General features: G+C 43.4%; 13 protein-coding genes. 9 read left to right on the top strand and 4 right to left on the bottom strand.

The features are described from left to right. The first annotated feature begins 6 nt into the window (after window positions 1–6). The 7 genes from PV403_RS14490 to PV403_RS14460 all read left to right on the top strand — a co-directional run bounded on the left by PV403_RS14490 (window position 7) and on the right by PV403_RS14460 (window position 9,539). Window positions 7–819 carry an ABC transporter permease gene (locus tag PV403_RS14490; RefSeq protein ID WP_213534392.1) on the top strand — a complete coding sequence of 271 codons (813 nt, stop codon included), beginning with the start codon at window positions 7–9 and terminating at the stop codon, window positions 817–819. A gap of 34 nt (window positions 820–853) precedes the next feature. Next, window positions 854–1,891, top strand: a complete 1,038-nt coding sequence (locus tag PV403_RS14485) for an ABC transporter substrate-binding protein (RefSeq protein ID WP_213534256.1) — start codon at window positions 854–856, stop codon at window positions 1,889–1,891. A 145-nt stretch (window positions 1,892–2,036) separates the two neighbouring features. Next, a complete protein-coding gene (locus PV403_RS14480) occupies window positions 2,037–3,416 on the top strand; it encodes an amidohydrolase family protein (RefSeq protein WP_213534254.1) in 1,380 nt (459 codons plus the stop codon). Window position 3,417: 1 nt separating this feature from the next. Next, window positions 3,418–4,689: an amidohydrolase family protein gene (locus PV403_RS14475; RefSeq protein WP_213534252.1), complete on the top strand. Its 1,272-nt coding sequence runs from the start codon at window positions 3,418–3,420 to the stop codon at window positions 4,687–4,689. A 462-nt stretch (window positions 4,690–5,151) separates the two neighbouring features. Next, complete coding sequence (gene pulA / locus PV403_RS14470) at window positions 5,152–8,037, top strand: type I pullulanase (RefSeq protein ID WP_213534250.1); 2,886 nt, start codon at window positions 5,152–5,154, stop codon at window positions 8,035–8,037. Between the two features lie 179 nt (window positions 8,038–8,216). Beyond that, window positions 8,217–8,843 (top strand): 50S ribosomal protein L25, encoded by a 627-nt coding sequence (locus tag PV403_RS14465; RefSeq protein ID WP_213534248.1) that lies wholly within the window; start codon window positions 8,217–8,219, stop codon window positions 8,841–8,843. Between the two features lie 330 nt (window positions 8,844–9,173). Beyond that, window positions 9,174–9,539: an HIRAN domain-containing protein gene (locus PV403_RS14460; protein WP_213534246.1), complete on the top strand. Its 366-nt coding sequence runs from the start codon at window positions 9,174–9,176 to the stop codon at window positions 9,537–9,539. Window positions 9,540–9,560: 21 nt separating this feature from the next. Here PV403_RS14460 and PV403_RS14455 read toward each other — a convergent pair whose 3' ends face one another. The 4 genes from PV403_RS14455 to PV403_RS14440 all read right to left on the bottom strand — a co-directional run bounded on the left by PV403_RS14455 (window position 9,561) and on the right by PV403_RS14440 (window position 13,924). Next, entirely contained in the window at window positions 9,561–10,676 is a 1,116-nt protein-coding gene (locus PV403_RS14455; protein WP_213534244.1) for a glycosyltransferase family 4 protein, read from the bottom strand. A gap of 132 nt (window positions 10,677–10,808) precedes the next feature. Continuing rightward, on the bottom strand, window positions 10,809–12,011 hold the full coding sequence (gene fabV / locus PV403_RS14450; protein WP_332085104.1) for an enoyl-ACP reductase FabV: 1,203 nt from the start codon (window positions 12,009–12,011) through the stop codon (window positions 10,809–10,811). 126 nt (window positions 12,012–12,137) lie between these two features. Next, window positions 12,138–12,974 (bottom strand): YitT family protein, encoded by an 837-nt coding sequence (locus tag PV403_RS14445; protein ID WP_332085103.1) that lies wholly within the window; start codon window positions 12,972–12,974, stop codon window positions 12,138–12,140. A gap of 194 nt (window positions 12,975–13,168) precedes the next feature. Beyond that, on the bottom strand, window positions 13,169–13,924 hold the full coding sequence (locus PV403_RS14440) for a YheC/YheD family protein (protein WP_332085102.1): 756 nt from the start codon (window positions 13,922–13,924) through the stop codon (window positions 13,169–13,171). A 132-nt stretch (window positions 13,925–14,056) separates the two neighbouring features. Here PV403_RS14440 and PV403_RS14435 point away from each other — a divergent pair, with 132 nt between their 5' ends. Next, window positions 14,057–15,982 (top strand): FUSC family protein, encoded by a 1,926-nt coding sequence (locus PV403_RS14435; RefSeq protein ID WP_213534237.1) that lies wholly within the window; start codon window positions 14,057–14,059, stop codon window positions 15,980–15,982. A gap of 42 nt (window positions 15,983–16,024) precedes the next feature. Beyond that, on the top strand, window positions 16,025–16,903 hold the full coding sequence (locus PV403_RS14430) for a DUF4850 domain-containing protein (protein WP_213534235.1): 879 nt from the start codon (window positions 16,025–16,027) through the stop codon (window positions 16,901–16,903). The last annotated feature ends 47 nt before the right edge of the window (window positions 16,904–16,950 follow it).

Below are 16,950 nucleotides of genomic sequence, written 5' to 3'. Positions count from 1 at the left end.
ACCGAGATGCTGGCCATTCCTCCAGCTCAGAAGAATAATGAATTTATAGAGAAATTCATTCCCCCAGCCATTGCTTTTGTTGTTGTAGTTGCACTGTGGGAAATGGTGACCCGAATGCTAGGATATGCTCCTTATCTGCTGCCAAAACCTTCTGATATTGTACTTGCTGCTGCAGAGAACTGGAGTAATCTGATGACCTCTGTACTCACCACAGTGTATGAATCGGTACTTGGTTTTTTGCTTAGTATTGTAATCGGGGTAGCTGGAGCAGTGCTGCTCGCTAGTTCCAAAATCATTGAAAAAGCGGTGTATCCTTACGCGATTGTCCTGCAGACGATTCCCGTCGTCGCGATTGCGCCGATTATTGTCATTTGGTTTGGTGCGGGGGTGAACTCCATCGTCATTATCGCTTTTTTGATCGGATTTTTTCCGATGATTTCAAACACGCTGATTGGTCTGAACTCTACCGAAGGCAACATGCAAAATTTGTTCAAACTGTACAATGCTTCACGTTGGCAAGTGATGTGGAGACTTCGTCTGCCTGCTGCACTGCCTTACATTATTGCTGGACTTAAAATATCTTGTACGCTTTCGGTTGTCGGCGCCATTGTCGGTGAATACATTGCGGGTATTGGCGGCGGTCAAGGTGGACTTGGTTATGCGATTACGGTAGCTTCATCGAGACTTCAAACGCCTTATCTTTTTGCTTGCGGACTCTCTGCTTCTGTCCTTGGAATTACCTTTTTCTTGCTAGTTAGTGCATTTTCAAAATGGGCACTCAGTTCTTGGCATGAATCAGAAATGAAATCAGAGAACTAGGATAAGAGTTCATAGGATAAGGGGGAAGCGGCGAATGAACCAAAAGGGACTTCCGTTAAAGAAAAGAATGCTCGGATTTACCGTATCGATGACACTTGCCCTTATATTTGCTGGTTGTAATGCGAGTACTGGAACGGGGCCAACAGGCGGGGATGCAGGTGCAGAGGAAGAGCCCACGAAGAAGGTGAAGATAACGCAAGTCACCAACTGGTTTGCACAGCCTGAGCACGGCGGACAGTACACTGCACTTGCGAAAGGGTACTATGAAGAAGAGGGCATCGATATGACCATTGAACCTGGTGGACCTCAAGTGTCTTCTATGCAGATTGTCGCTTCCGGCAAAGCACAGTTTGGAATGGGGCAAGCTGACGAAGTGCTCACCGCCAGGGATTCTGGGATTCCCGTTGTCGCCATTGCAGCAGTATTTCAAAAAAGCCCCCAAGCCATGTTGTTTCATGCCGATGCGGACATTACAGATTTTGAAGATCTGGACGGTCGTAATGTGTATACGGCACCTGGATCTGGTTACTGGGACTTCATTAAGAAAAAGTACAATCTAAATGAAGTGAAAGATATGGCTTATACCGGACAGTTCGTTAACTTTATCGAAGACAAGAATGCGGTCACCCAGTCCTATATTACTTCGGAGCCCTTTACACTGAAGCAGCAAGGGATTGAGATCAAATACTTACTTACCTATGATGCCGGTTTTCAGCCCTATTCTAATGTTCTATACACGACAGAGGAGTTTCTGAAGGGAAATCCTGATGTGGTGAAAGGGTTCCTTGCGGCTTCTGTTAAAGGATGGAATTATTATAAGGATAATTATGAAGAAATGAACGAAGTATTAAAGGAGAAAAATCCGGATCTGACACGAGAAGGGATGAAATATGGGGCGGAGCAGGAAATGCAGCTGATTTTTACGGAAGAAACAGATACTCACGGCATGGGGATTATGACAGAAGAACGCTGGACTAAACTACAGAGCGATATGTATGATCTTGGTCTGCTCAAGAATAAGGAAGACATCGCGGGGGTCTTTACAACAGCATATCTTCCGCAAGCTGAATAAAAAAAGGCAATAGCGTACCTCCTGCCATAGGTCAGTCATGATCTGCTTTCGGGTAAATGACTGTCCTATGGCAGGAGGTTATTTGCGTCTACAGATTTATTCGCGGTGGCTGCAATATTCAATATTCATTTAAGGAGGGATCTGTATGAAAGGTAGGATTCGGCTCATTAATGCGGCACTGCAAGGTAAGATGCATACAGGAAAACAGTATGAAATTGTGGTGGAGAGCGGGCAATTTAAGAGGGTCGAAGAACAACCTTTCGTTGTACATAATGAGCGGTCAAGACCTCTAGAATCTTTCTCTCATATCTCTGAACTTAATAGTCATGACCCGGAAGGGGAGCTTGTTATTGATCTTAAGCAACGAATGGTACTTCCCGGCATGATAGATATTCATATGCATCTAGATAAAGCGTTCAGTCTCCGTGAAGTCGGCAATCCATCCGGTACCTTGCTTGAAGCCATTCAAAGATATAGCCAAGCGGCTCCCTATTTTACGAAGGAGGTCATCCGTTCACGGATGATTCGAACCGCACTTCAGTCTGTTTCTTATGGGTCGACAAAGCTGCGTTCTCATCTGGATTTTCAGCTTGCAGCGGGGGAAGACGTAGCCATGAGAACCGTGGAAGCCGCTTTAGAAGCAAAATCGATGCTGGAGGGAATCGTAGATATTCAGTTTTTTCCTATGGTTCCTTATCGTGATCTTGGAAAAAGAGGACTCGATCTCATCGAAGAATCGATTCGTATGGGGATTGACGGCCTTGGCGGTGCTCCACATTTATCTGCGACCCCTGATCAAGATATAGAAGACATATTCAAACTTGCTGCAAGGCTGGACGTCCAGATTGACCTTCACTGTGATGAATCGGATGACCCTGCGAAGCGCACGGTCTTAAAGGTGGCGGAAGAATCACTGAAATATGGATATCACGGCAAGGTAACCGCAGGGCATCTGTGTTCCTTATCCTCCATGCTGCCGGAAGAGGCAGAAGAAATTATAGATAGGATGTCGCTTGCAGGTGTGCATGCAGTTACCTTACCCGCGGCCAATCTTTATCTACAGGGAAGAGCTGATCTTGGTCCGGTTCAAAGAGGGGTAACGAGGGTCCGTGAACTTCGGAAAGCGGGGATCATGGTAGCCGCAGCATCTGACAATATTAATGACCCATTCCATCCCTTTGGCAGAGGTGATGTGCTGCAAATGGCTTTGCTTACAGGATATGCTTCCCATTATGGTAGTCCGGACGATATGAATAGCTTGCTTGAAATGGTCACGACAGCCCCAGCTGAAATGTATGGGTGTAGAGGAGATTATGGAATTTACCCGGGATGCCCGGCTGATTTTGTCATTATCGATGCAGGATGTGCGGAAGAGATCTTTACTATGCTTCCCGCAGGACGCTGGGTTGCAAAATCCGGCACATGGGTCAGTATGACTCCATTCTCGAGGCAGTGGGGTTCCGCTAAAATGACAGCAATGTGGGAACAAGCATCAGAGACACTTTTACCGGAAAGGAGAGTGTAATATGGCGGAGCATATTCTTCAAAATGTCGTGCTGCTAAATGGACAGCGATCTGATATTTATATGGATCAAGGTAAAATTATTGCAGTAAGATCGTGCGGTACTTCAGATCATAAGCACATCGCTACCTTTACCAGGATAACCGATGGTAAGGGCGGGCTTGTAATGCCTGCTTTTGCAGAGTCTCATATCCATCTGGATACTGTACTTACGGCAGGTCAGCCGGCGTGGAATACGAGCGGGACGTTAAGCGAAGGGATTGCGATTTGGAGTGAACGAAAACAGCAGTTGACCCGGGAAGATATACGGGATCGGGCGATGAAAGTGATCCGGCAACTCATCGCCCACGGCGTCCTTTTTATACGCAGTCATGCGGATATTTCAGATCCGAATATGACTGCTTTACAAACGCTGCTTGAACTCAAGGAAGAGCTTGCTGAGATCGTAACCCTTCAGGTTATCGCTTTTCCGCAGAATGGGATTATAGCTTGCCCTGGCAACCGGGAGCGGATGGAGGAAGCACTAAGGCTCGGAGCGGATGGTGTCGGCGCCATTCCGCATGGAGAAAAAACACGTGAACATGGGATTGCGTCCCTTGAAATTTGCTTTGAACTAGCCCAAAAAGCGAATTGCTTTGTTCATGTTTTTTGTGATGAAACGGATGATCCAGAGTCTCGTTTTCTGGAATGGACAGCGGTACTTGCGATGGAGACAGGACTTAGGAATAAGGTAACAGCAAGTCATTGCTGCGCTTCTGCTTACTACAATGAACCCTATTTTCAAAAAGTGCTTAGCCTCATTCTATCTTCGGGGATTCATATTGTGGTGTGCCCACTGATTAATAGCTCGATGCAGGGGCGGTTTGATTCCTATCCGAAAGGTCGTGGTATCGCTCGTATACAGGATATGCTTCGTGCAGGGATCCCCGTTGCCATTGCACATGACGATCTGCTTACCCCATTCTACTCTTACGGCGATGGAAATCTGCTGCAGGCGGTACATATGGCTGCGCATCTAGCCCATATGACAGGCAGGAATGATGTGTTGCCGCTTCTTGATGCGATTACAGAGCATGCTGCGGAAGCGCTTGGACTAACGGAAGGATACGGGGTAACAGAAGGTTGTCATGCGAGTCTCGTTGTACTCCCAGTCACCGATCCGGCAGATGCTATACGTTTGCGGCCCAAACCTTTGTATGTCTTATGTAAGGGAGAAGTACTTGCCCATACCCCAGCGGTAGAGACTGCATTCAACCATGAATCTATCACGGGGTGATAGACATTTCCCCCTATACTATAGATGATAAAAACTGCCCAAATCCGCTGCTAACAAGGCGCTCCTGGGCAGTTTTTGTTCTATGGACAACAATGAATAGGTTCTACATAAAGTCCCTCCTATATTCCATTTAAAACATAGATAGGAGCCTTTTTTGTGACCACGGGGAAAATAGCCGACAACCTTTGCAGATATCGACATATACTACATGGTGTAAGCGTTTTCCGTGCTTGTTCTAGTCGTATGTATCGTAATATTCTCTGTTCATTTAGTTATAGTTTCTCTATGAAATGGCATTACTGATAGTAACGGAATGAACGAGCATTATAGCGTAGGCTAATTACCTTGCTGTCGGTACACACAATATAGTTCGAAAACGTATTTGTGGCATAACCCACAAACCTACTAATACGAGAGCAGGGTCCGTAAAGATTGATTTTACAATAACGGGCGGTGAGTTATATGCAGGATTTACACTATGACAACAATGATCTGGGTCTCACGTATTGGGGCAATGCCTGCAGGTTTAAGGTGTGGGCTCCTACGGCAAGTCAAGTAGAGGTTGTTCTCTACGAGGAAGCCGGGGAATACGATCAGTATGGTATGGTGCATAACCATGAGGGCGGACTCACTTTTCTCATGAACCCAGGGAAAAAAGGCACCTGGTCTTTGGAACTGGAAGGAAATTATAGCGGGAAGTATTACATGTACCGGGTTGCTTTTTCCGATGGGACCGTAAATTATGCCGTGGACCCATATGCAAAAGCGGTAGCCGCAGGGGGAGCACGTACCGCAATTATAGATATGAAGAAAACGAATCCCGAAGATTGGGAAGATGATGTAAGTCCTCCGCAGATCAGACCGACAGATGCGATTATTTATGAACTGCATGTCAGAGATTTTTCGATTAACGGTGATAACTTGTTTCAGCAAAAAGGGCTGTACCGTGCCTTTACTGAGGAAGGCCTCACCGATCAAGACGGCAATCTGGTCGGTATCGATCATCTGGTTGAACTAGGGATTACGCATGTACATCTGATGCCTGTATTTGATTTTAAAACGGTAAATGAGCTGACGGTTCATGACCCGTCTGTAGAGGATGGGAAATATAACTGGGGGTATGATCCGCAAAACTTTAATGTTCCAGAAGGGTCGTACTCGAGCGATCCAACAAATCCAGCTGCCCGGATTATCGAGTTTAAGCAAATGGTTCAAGCGCTCCACCGAAAAGGAATTCGCGTCATTATGGACGTAGTATATAACCATACTTTTGGTGTTGATGATGGTCCATTTGAGGGAATTGTGCCGGGGTATTTCTACCGTACGAACAGTGAGGGGTATCTTACGAATGGTTCAGGTGTAGGAAATGAACTTGCCACAGAACGGCCTATGGTGCGGAAATATATTAAAGATTCTGTCCGTTATTGGGCGGAAGAGTATCATATCGATGGTTTTCGGTTTGATCTTATGGGACTGATTGATATACGAACCATGACGGAAATTACGAATATGCTGCAGCAAGAGATAGATCGTACGATCCTTGTCTATGGAGAGCCGTGGACGGGCGGAGATTCACCGCTATGGGATAAAACATTAAAAGGTGCACAGAAAGGCAAAGGGTTTGCTGTCTTTAATGATAACTACCGGTCTGCTGTAAAAGGAGACAACGATGGTTACGCAAGCGGCTTTGCTACGGGTTGGTGGGGGGTTGAAGGTGCTGTCCTTAAGGGAGTTCAAGGTGCCATTCATGATTTCACTTACCATCCTTCGGAAACCATTAATTACGTAACGGCCCACGATAATCTTAACTTATGGGACAAAATTGTCACTTCCCAAGGCATGCGGCATGCACTCTCTTTTCCTGAGTGGCATAATGGATCGCCCTCTGGAGGATATAGTGCTCAAGATGCCGTTATCTCCGCTGATCCGTATCGATTTGTTGAACCGGACAATATGCTCAGTAACGATACGGTACGACGCTCACTTCTAGCGAATGGAATTATGATCACCTCGCAAGGAATTCCGTTCCTTCATGCGGGGGATGAGATCCTTCGATCTAAATACGGTGACCATAACAGTTACCGCAGCGGGGACGCTGTAAATGCACTGCGCTGGAGTAATAAGGCGAGGTTTCGCCCTGTATTTGACTATTACTGCGGACTTCTTCGTTTGCGTAAAGCGCATGTGGCATTTAAGATGGCGCAGCGGGAACAAGTGGAGCGTCATTTAAAGGTGCTTAGCTGCGGGCATGGAGTGCTTGCTTATCTCTTAGAAGGAACAGAGGTAAAGGACTCCTGGAACCGAATTTTGATTATTTATAATGGGAAAGAACAGGAGAGCAAGGTGGATTTGCCTCAGGACAGCGCATGGAATGTTGTCGTTAATGACCATGCTGCTGGAGTCGAAGTGCTGGACCATGTCCAAGGTAGTGTGACCGTTCCGCGGCTGTCTATGATGGTTCTCTACGACAAGGAAAGCGGAGTAGAACCTCAGATTCTTACATCCATGGACATCCGGTCTCCTAAAAAAGCAATTCAACGTGCAGAAGAAATGAAGCTTGAGGTCGTGTTTAAAGATCAGCATAACAAAATGATAGAAGGACTGCAGCCGCAGTGGATATCTTCGGATCCTGAAAGGATTATCGTTCGTCAAACAGGAAAAATAATAGGAGCGGCTCTAGGTGAAGGAACCATTACCGCTGTGTGCGGAAAAGTTCAAGCTTCTATCCGTATGATCGTAGATCATCTGGTACCTGCTCGCATTGAAATTACGGGAGAACCTATGATGTATGCGACCCAAAACTATCCTTTACAAACGACCGTGCGGGATCAGTACAATCAAGTCCTTCCCGGTCAAACGGTCCAGCTTGCTGCGACAACTCCCAGAATTGTGTCCATAGATCATACAGGGAAGCTTCTAGCCATTCGTCCTGGTAAAGGAGTAATTACGGCGCAGTGTGGTTCCCTTACAGCGGAGTGGAATGTACAGATTCATCCCTTTTTTATCCGGACGGTTGAGATTGAATATGAACGCCCTGACCATCATTATGATGGATGGAACGTTTGGGTATGGGGTACCGGAATGCATGATGGGAAGATCCCATTCCATCCTACTTCAGATGGAAGCGTGGTTGCGCAGGTCAAGGTTGCTCCAGGTATGAAACGAATTGGGTATATCATACGGCTGAATGAATGGGAAAGGCGCGAAGGTGATCGTGATTTGTTCATTGAACTTCCTTCGACTCCAGGAAACGAACGCATTAAGGTCAAAGTGAAGAGCGGTACACGAGAAGTTGTGGTAGCTGTAGGGGGAAGGCTAATGAAGCTGCATGGTTTAAGCAGTGCATAATTGTGGAGAAGAGGCTGCTTATTTGGCAGTCCTTTTTCTCTTTTATGGAAAGGTCTCTCATCTATTATTTTGAAAAATATTTATTAAAATGTTAGGTTTCCTCCTCTAGTGGGTAATGTAGATTATGACCAAGTGGCCAAATTAGGAAACCACGGATCTTTGAAGGAGGATGTTTTACAATGAAATCCAACGGAAAAACAGCCCAACTCACAGCTGAGCAAAGAACAGAGAACAAGGGCGCAGCACTTGCAACTCTCAGAAAAAGTGGACGAGTTCCTGGCGTCGTATATGGTCCATCGTTTGATAGTATTTCCATTCATGTAGACGAGAAGGACGTCAATCGTTTAGCTCGTACGGGACGTTCTGAGTTATTTGAACTCCAATTGAAAGACGGCAAAAAAGTACCGGTTCTCATTAAAGATATGCAAAAGAGAAATGATCAATTGATTCATGTTGACTTTATTCAAATTTCTAAAAATAAATCCATTCAGGTAACCATTCCGATTGAGTTTCAAGGAACACCAAAAGGGACTAAAAAAGCGGGTGTTCTTCAGACACAAGAAACAGAATTGATTGTAGAAGGATTGCCGGATGCTCTTCCAGCTTCCATTGAAGTGGATATTTCGGGAATGGACGTCGGAGATAAATTATCTGCGTCTGATCTGAAATTGCCGAAAGGGGTCACTTTAGTTTCTTCTGAAGATATGTTGATTGCTTCTGTAACCGTGCTTAGAGCCGCTGATACGGATACAGGTGAAGACACTACTGTTTCTGAAGAATCAGCTGAGGGCTCTAGTGAGGAATAATACGTAAATTAGTAATTTAATAGAAAGCAAAAAAGCTCGGCCCTTAGGGTCGAGCTTTTTTCGGTGTTCACCGTAAGAGGCAAGGAAGAAAGATGATTACTTTGCACAATTATGAAGAATGAATCGAACTAAAATCTCAATTTCCCTATTTCAGTGAAAAATAACAAGGGAATGTTTAAGGATATAATAGTGACTTTAGAACTAATTTATTGAATTAAAATATATCATATAGTTCAAAAGATTTAGTTGATAGTGTAAAAGAACGAATATAGGTTACCGATATAGTAAGTATTACATGTTGATCGTGTTGAAGATGAAGGAGGAAGAACAATGCATAAAAAGATTTACGCAGCTATTATAGGCATGAAATATTATCCGAGTTCTTTAAAAGTAAAAGTGGGAGATCCCGTATTCCTTGTAAAGGATCCTGACAATCTTTCTGATCCTGAAGCAATCCGGGTCGTTCTGCCTTCTCATGGACAAGTGGGTTATATAGCGAATAATTCAACTTCGGTTCCCCGAGGATGCCGCAGTGCTGGCCGGATCTATGATTCCTTTCGGCAACAGACCCTAGGGGTAGTGCAGTTTATTTTTCATGATATCGCCATTATTGAACTGAAGGAAGTAGCAACGAAACCGGGAACGGGAGAGAAGGAAGCGTTCATTATGTACCGCACTCCATCGGAACAACTCTGATAGCGGGCGGCTATATAGGATTCATAGCAAACTCATATAAGCAGATTCTAGCTTTTGAGCAGTTACTTGCCAAGCATATCTTTCTAGTACGGTTGTTCTTCCGTTATTTCCCATCAAGCTTAAGAGTTCCGTTGATTGAGCCAGATGGGAGAGATGAGAAGTAAAGCTTTTTGCTTGTTTATAATTGGTTACTAAGAAACCATTATACCCATGAGTAATAATCTCTTTCATCCCTCCATTACTGGAGGCAATCACGGGGATTCCGCAAGACAGGGCTTCTATATTGACGAGACCAAAGGCCTCGTGTTTTTGAGAGGGACATACCATACAAGAAGCGAGCGGATATAGTGTATGAATTTGCTCATGCGGTATTTCACCAAGAAAAGTAACGGAAACGTGCAGTTTTTGCGCGAGTTTTTGTAAGGTGTTCCTGTAAGCTTTATTTTTTGTTTTTCCCGCAATGATTAGATGAGCTTTAGATTTGATGATTGGTTTTAGATGGTGAATCGCACGAATGAGGGTAGAAATCCCTTTCTGGGGAATAAGTCTTCCTACATAAAGAATATGAAATCGATCTGCCGGGAGCCTATAGAGTTCATAGTAAACTCGCTTCTCTGCATCATGTAACGGTTTGAAGCGAAAATGATCAACACCGAGAGCGATATGAGTGAGTTTTTTTGCCTGTATAGGAAAACGATGGAGGACAGCTCGTTTTAGCGACTTACTATTGGTTACGATAAGATCAGCCTTTTGAAGAGAAGAAGTAATGAGACGATTCTGCGGGATAAAGGTAAGCGAGTGGAGGAAAAGGACCACCGGAATGGAAGGGAACGCCTCTTTTATTCTCGACATGGATCTGGGACGATTATCCACTTGGATGATATCGACAGGTTGTTCCAGCTGAGCGATAGTTTTAATCACCGCTTTACTGTATTCAGAGGGAAGTTTTGCGTTAACTCGTTTAATCCGTAGCTTGGGATTTAGCCACGTTTCTTCGGTTTGATGGGAGAATAGAGGGCTGATTACCGTAACTTGATGGTGCCGGGATAACTGTTCAGCAATGGCAAGAATACAAATTTCAACAGATCCGCTTCCTGGCAAAGGAAATTGCTCCGGGCTGACGATGAGGATATGCACCCTGTATTCATCCTCCTTGTCTATCCTGGTTTTAATACTATATGCACTGTCACGTAAGGAAGACAGCCTAATATAAAAAAGCGATCCGTATCGACAGAAAAAGAACGGCCGATCGAATCGCTATTCATTATTTTATTCTGAAACAGTGATGGCTTGCGGGATCTTTACATCCGGATTCACATCCGCTTCGTAATCAACCCCGTCCATTTGAAATCCAAATAATTGGAAAAATTCTTTCCGATAACCTTCAAGATCCGAAAGTTCATTGATATTATCTGTAGAAATTTCATCCCAGATCTGGCGAACTTCTTCTTGAACATCCGCTTGAAGCTCCCAGTCATCAATTCGAATACGGCCTTTTTCATCCACTGCCGTGCCTTCAGCATGATATAAACGATCTGCGAATAAACGATACATTTGTTCAATCGTACCCTCATGCAGTCCTTTTTCTTTCATTACTTTATAAAGTGCGGATACATATAGCGGAACGACAGGAATTGCAGAACTGGATTGGGTTACAAGTGCTTTGCTTACTGCTACATAAGCGCGGCCCCCGTTTTCTCCAAGTGTATCGTTTAAGGTATGGGCCGTCGCTTCGAGGTGATCTTTCGCTTGTCCGATCGAACCTTCGCGATAGATCGCTTGTGTAATGTCAGAACCGATATAGGAGTAAGCAATGGTCACTGCATTCTCTGCAAGTACGCCGCCCTCTTTAAGAGCATGAATCCATAGCTGCCAGTCGTCTCCGCCCATAACGGTAACCGTATGCTGCACTTCTTCTTCCGTTGCCGGATCAATCGTGATCGGCGTTACTTCTCCGGTATGGAAATTGACCGTTTTATTGGTATATGGCTCACCGATTGGCTTAAGTACCGAGTTAACCATCTCACCCGTAGCAGGATCTTGACGTCTAGGAGCTGCTACACTGTATACGACAAGATCTAACTGTCCCAGTTTTTCACGAATGACTTCTATCGTTTTTTGTTTCGTTTCTTCTGTAAAAGCATCGCCTGTCACGCTGTAAGAAATAAGTCCTGCTTCTTCCGCAGCCGCTTCAAAAGCGGCAGAGTTATACCAGCCTGCAGATGCGGTGCGTTTCTCACTTCCTGCGCTTGGGCGATACACGCCAATCGTATTTGCACCTGCGCCAAAAGCTGCCACAATTCGGGATGATAAACCATATCCCGTAGACGCTCCAATAACAAGGACGTTTTTTGGACCTTTAACTGCCGGTTGTGATTTTACATATTCTATTTGCTGTTCTACGTGACGTGCACAACCCACCGGATGGGAAGTTGTACAGATGAATCCGCGTGTTCTCGGTTTTATGATCATGTAATGGATAGGCCTCGCTTTCGATTCTAATCTTCAGTTATATTCACACATTCATATCCTATTGTAACAATTTTTCACGAGAGTGAGAAACTTAAGTATGATTCTTAATGAAATATAAGGGCATTCCTATTTAGAAATATCAATAAATCCTTCACCAAATACATCCCGAACATCATGAATAGTGACGAATGCATTCACATCTTCCGCTTTTACAATTTTTTTCAGGGTCGATACTTCTTGTTTATTGATGACGATATACAGCACATCTTTTGTTGTCCCTGTGTAATATCCATAACCTCTTAGGACGGTGACACCGCGATCCATAATGTCGGTTACTTGCTTTGCAATTCGATCGTGATGGGGAGAAATGATCGTTACTGCTTTTTTCGGGTTCAAACCTTCGATGATAAATTCCATCGCTTTCGTGCCGATGTAGAGGATGAGAACCGTGAACATCGTTTTTTCGATCCCAATAACAAAGACGGATAATCCGGCTACAATGAGATCAAAGAAAAGTAAGCCATAGCTGATATTCCAGTCCCAGAACTTATTGGCAAGACGGGCGAGAATGGTTGTTCCTGCCGTAGTTCCCCCGACTCTGATAATGAGACCGATGCCGACTCCAGCAAATAATCCCGCAAATATCGCATTGATAACCGGTTCATTCGACTCAATATACCAATGTTCAGTAAGATGCAGAAACAAGGCGTTAAATGCGACTACAATGATCGTATAAACCGTAGTCGTTTTATCGAGCAGTCGATATCCAATAATCAGCAAGATGCTGTTTGCAACCAAACTGACAACAGCAGGGGACCATTCAAATAAATAAAATAGAATAATAGAGATCCCTGTAACGCCGCCTTCTCCGAAATCATTAGGAATAATAAATAAATTGACGGCAAGTGCAAAAATGAATGCTCCAACGATGAGCATAACCATGTCATACATTCTTTTCTTCATGTCTAATTCCTCCGTTTGTCTTTTACTCACAAAAAAAGCGACTAAAGGAAAGGATATCCTTTAATCGCTTTGTGCAAACCTAAATTGCGCAGCTCTTTTAATAGACTCATTATAATGAATTAGATTCAGACTGTAAATATGTGAACAACGGAAACATGAGGAGATTTAGATCTGTAGTTGTTCTTCCGAGTCCATTATTTTCTTCTTCCATACTGCTTGGCATAGGATAAAATTCGGTAATACATGCTTTTGTCCTTCATTTGTTTAAGTGGATAGATCTGCGGCCTTGTATTTACTTCAAGAATCCAAATGTTACCGCCCTTGTCCAAGGCAACATCAAGCCCGAGTTCTTGAAATCCAGGATCATGCTGGTTAAATATAGTTCCTACCGATTCGCCTAGAGTAATCAGTTCTTCAGTGATTCTATTTATTTGTGTCTTTCTGAATCCTGCTAGCGTCAAAGTTCGTGAAAAATATCCGATAGTTCCACCTTGGTTGTAGTTTGTTGCTACGGAATTCGGTCTGCCGATTTTAACAAAGATGGCTGTGCTTTTCCACACGTCACGATTTGTTTTTTGAACCATCACACGAATGTCAAAAGGTCTCCCTTTAACCGTGGCCAGTTTGATTCCTTTTTGTAATAGATAATCTCGCCCTTTTGTATGTTCTTTCAAATATTCATAGAGTCCATCAATGGTAGAGTAACGCTTCTTTACGGATTTGTGCTGAGTTTGATAGCTGCCGCCTATTTGTGTGATACGGACAATATGATGCCCGCCGGCGCCGCTTACAGGTTTAAAATAAACAGTGGAATACTCAGAAATCATAAATTTTAAATTGTTATAGGTAAAGGGAAGGGTTCTGGGAATATACTTTTTTATTCTTGTGCTTTCTAAGAGCCACTTTGTTTTGGTCCATTTGCTTTTAATGGTCGTACTTTGATAGTTCATAATGAAAAAGTTCACCCCTTTCTCCCTAACATATGAGGGAGGAATGAAGTCGGACCGTGCTTATGTCCGAGAGTTTTAAGTCTCCGGTCTAAGATGGAATAAATCTGCAAGAACTAGCGAACGCTAATTCTTATGAAAAAACGTATACTTACAAAGACGATCATTTTTATTTGTATCCTTTTGTTCATTTTTGTGTTCAATTCCGTTTTTAGCACAGACAACACGCTGATTGGTGTAACTATAGTTATCGCAACGCTTATGTACTTGGATAGAGATTTAACTGCGAACCCTTGGAAAAACTTCTTTCTTTTACTCACTGTTAATCTACTGCAAGGGATATTTGGGTACATATCGGCTATCCATATGTGGATCGCGATCCCTCTAAACTTTGTATCGATGTTTGTCGTCGGCTATTTCTTTTCCTTCAATCTAGTGAAGCCGCTGACGATTGCTTTCGGTTTACAATATCTTTTTATCTTGACTACACCTGTACCCTTTGAAACATTGCCGCTTCGTATTATGGCTCTGATCTTCGGTGCTGTCATGATCATGGCAGTTCAGTTCTTAGTTAATAACAATAAGATGGAGAAAATAGGGAGTAAACTCCTGGTTTCAATCTATGAACAGTTCATTCAGAAGTTAGAGGCCATTCAATTACAAAAAGATACGCTGCATTTCAATCATACAATTGAAAAATCCATTAAAGAGATACGAAAGATGATTTACCATCGTACAGTCGATGGTTATTATGTATCAAACGAAGGCAGAATCTATCTTAAAATTTCAGCCTGTCTCGAAAAATTGCACCTGTTACTAGATCAATATGATGAATCTCTTCCTATTGATGAGTTTATTCAGGCATTGACGGCAGAATTAAGGAATGTAGTTCACTTTATTCGAAAAGAGCCGCTTGATGGGGAGAAGCTTCAATACCTACCAAATGAGGAGCAAACAGCCAACCGCGAATTCGCTTCGGAATTGTTTCTTACTTTTGAAATGATTTATGAGTTGCTTGAGGAATTACAAAATACGGAGAAGAAAGAACTGCGAAAAGTCGAGAAATTGGAGAGCATCCCCAGACTATTTCAAAAATCGTATCTTCATATCGCTAATTTCAATAAAAATTCGGTGCGATTTACTTATGCTGTTCGTTTGAGCATTTCGGTTACGATGGCGGCTTTTATTACAGATTACTTTGCACTTGAGCAGGGAAGATGGATGATGTTTACGATCTTCTCTGTAACACAGCCATATGCTGAAATTGCAAAGTTTCGATTTACTGAACGGCTCAAAGGAACGATAATGGGAGCTGTTATCTTCTTTGTGTTGTTCAGTATATTTAATAGTCCATCCAGCCACGCACTGATCATCCTGCTGTTTGGATATTTGAATAGTTTTGCAGTCGCTTATCGCACGATTATCCTCACAGCGACCGTTCCGGCTTTAGGAACTGCTGCAGTAGTGAGTGGCATGGGTGTGGTGACGTTTGAACGAATTTTATACGTCATCCTTGGTATTGGCATAGGGATGCTGGCGAATCGGTTTATTCTTTCTCATAGCATTGAAAAAGGCACAAAGGACCTCGTTCAAATGTATAAAGATACATCTAGGTTTCTGATAGAGGAGCTTTATGACTTTATTAAAAATCCCAATCCGACCAATATTCACAGTATTCATCACCTATTTGTGATCTCGACGTTGATAGAAGACCGGATACTTCTGAATAATGAAACGAGAGAGCTAAAAGATGCGAACCGTTTTTTAGAGAACCTGAGATTGGTTAATCATTCGATTTACGAGCTTTTCTTACGCGTGCAAACGAAAAAGATAGATCAGGCTACGGTGAGAATCATTCTAGAAGAAGTTGATAAAATAAAGGATTCTAGTGAGGAAGAGTTAGACTGTCTGATTAAGAGGGACAGGCATACAAACCATGAGAGGCCTACACAGACTATGTATGACAGCATTGTTTTGAATGATGTAATATCGATTTATCAAAGATTTAAAAAAATAATGGAATTTCAAGCTGAGTATGAAACTTTTACCGTTATAAACTAGTCTATTCAGTAAAGATACTGGCATAGAGGAGGTAAAAGAACGATGAAAAAGTCAGGTTTTAAAAAATGGATAATATCCGCTGTTATGCTTCTTATACTAGCTGGTACTATTTATATAACCTATAGTAATTGGGGAGGTACAGATCGACAGCAGCCTCTTACCCAAATAACCTCACCTAATCAGGCAGCAGTGAATAATGAAGCGGAACTGATCGATTCTACAGAAAAATTCATCACGTTCTCGGGTACTCACGGTGAAGAAGTAGAGCTCCCGTTACAAATAACAAAAGCCGATCTCAGTGTGGATGATGGTACTCAGTCAGAACCTTTTCAGATTCTTACGCCAACTGCTGTAAGTTATAAGATTCCACCTGAGATGAAGGATGAACTGCAAGCGGTACTGATTTATCGTTCTGACATGGCTTCTGGATATCTGCTGCTTGCGCCCATCGGTTGGGAAGCTTCCGCGATCGTTGGAGCGAATGGTTCTTATGGGGTAACGTTGACCGATCCAAGTAATAAAGAGCAAACGCTCCATTATAGCGACACGGCTGGGTCTTGTCAGGGCTGTGCGATTACTAAAATAGGTACGTATTTTCCTGATCAAGCGAAGTGGGCTGATGAGCAAGGGTTTACCGTATATGAGCCATTGTCATTCACCGAATGGAATCAGCAAGCAGGAGCAGCGGAAGATGGGGGAACAGCGACTTATACGACAGCCACCAGTGAAGGATATTACAATACGGGCATAGCTTCCTACGAAAAGGATGCAGTGGGGCAGTGGTATCAGTTTCGTCAATTGGAGTTTACGCTTTCTGAAGAGACAACCCGGAGTGACCTTCAGGACATAGTGATCGATTTCTTCGATGCTCATCACGGGCCTCTGACTGTAGCTAATGTGAACAAAGAATTTGTAGATTAACTGATAAAAGAATCGCTGCTATGCGACTACTTCATTGCTGACTTTGC

Origin of the sequence: Paenibacillus sp. GYB006 (genome assembly GCF_036577645.1) — a bacterium.
In the GTDB taxonomy this organism is placed as follows: domain Bacteria; phylum Bacillota; class Bacilli; order Paenibacillales; family Paenibacillaceae; genus Paenibacillus.
This window is presented reverse-complemented; position numbering and strand designations above follow the sequence as displayed.

Excerpts from the sequence above, each read along its gene's own strand:
- PV403_RS14490 (WP_213534392.1), top strand. The coding sequence starts at position 7 with ATGCTGGCCATTCCTCCAGCTCAGAAGAATAATGAATTTATAGAGAAA.
- PV403_RS14485 (WP_213534256.1), top strand. The coding sequence starts at position 854 with ATGAACCAAAAGGGACTTCCGTTAAAGAAAAGAATGCTCGGATTTACC.
- PV403_RS14480 (WP_213534254.1), top strand. The coding sequence starts at position 2,037 with ATGAAAGGTAGGATTCGGCTCATTAATGCGGCACTGCAAGGTAAGATG.
- PV403_RS14475 (WP_213534252.1), top strand. The coding sequence starts at position 3,418 with ATGGCGGAGCATATTCTTCAAAATGTCGTGCTGCTAAATGGACAGCGA.
- pulA (WP_213534250.1), top strand. The coding sequence starts at position 5,152 with ATGCAGGATTTACACTATGACAACAATGATCTGGGTCTCACGTATTGG.
- PV403_RS14465 (WP_213534248.1), top strand. The coding sequence starts at position 8,217 with ATGAAATCCAACGGAAAAACAGCCCAACTCACAGCTGAGCAAAGAACA.
- PV403_RS14460 (WP_213534246.1), top strand. The coding sequence starts at position 9,174 with ATGCATAAAAAGATTTACGCAGCTATTATAGGCATGAAATATTATCCG.
- fabV (WP_332085104.1), bottom strand. The coding sequence starts at position 12,011 with ATGATCATAAAACCGAGAACACGCGGATTCATCTGTACAACTTCCCAT.
- PV403_RS14445 (WP_332085103.1), bottom strand. The coding sequence starts at position 12,974 with ATGAAGAAAAGAATGTATGACATGGTTATGCTCATCGTTGGAGCATTC.
- PV403_RS14440 (WP_332085102.1), bottom strand. The coding sequence starts at position 13,924 with ATGAACTATCAAAGTACGACCATTAAAAGCAAATGGACCAAAACAAAG.
- PV403_RS14435 (WP_213534237.1), top strand. The coding sequence starts at position 14,057 with ATGAAAAAACGTATACTTACAAAGACGATCATTTTTATTTGTATCCTT.
- PV403_RS14430 (WP_213534235.1), top strand. The coding sequence starts at position 16,025 with ATGAAAAAGTCAGGTTTTAAAAAATGGATAATATCCGCTGTTATGCTT.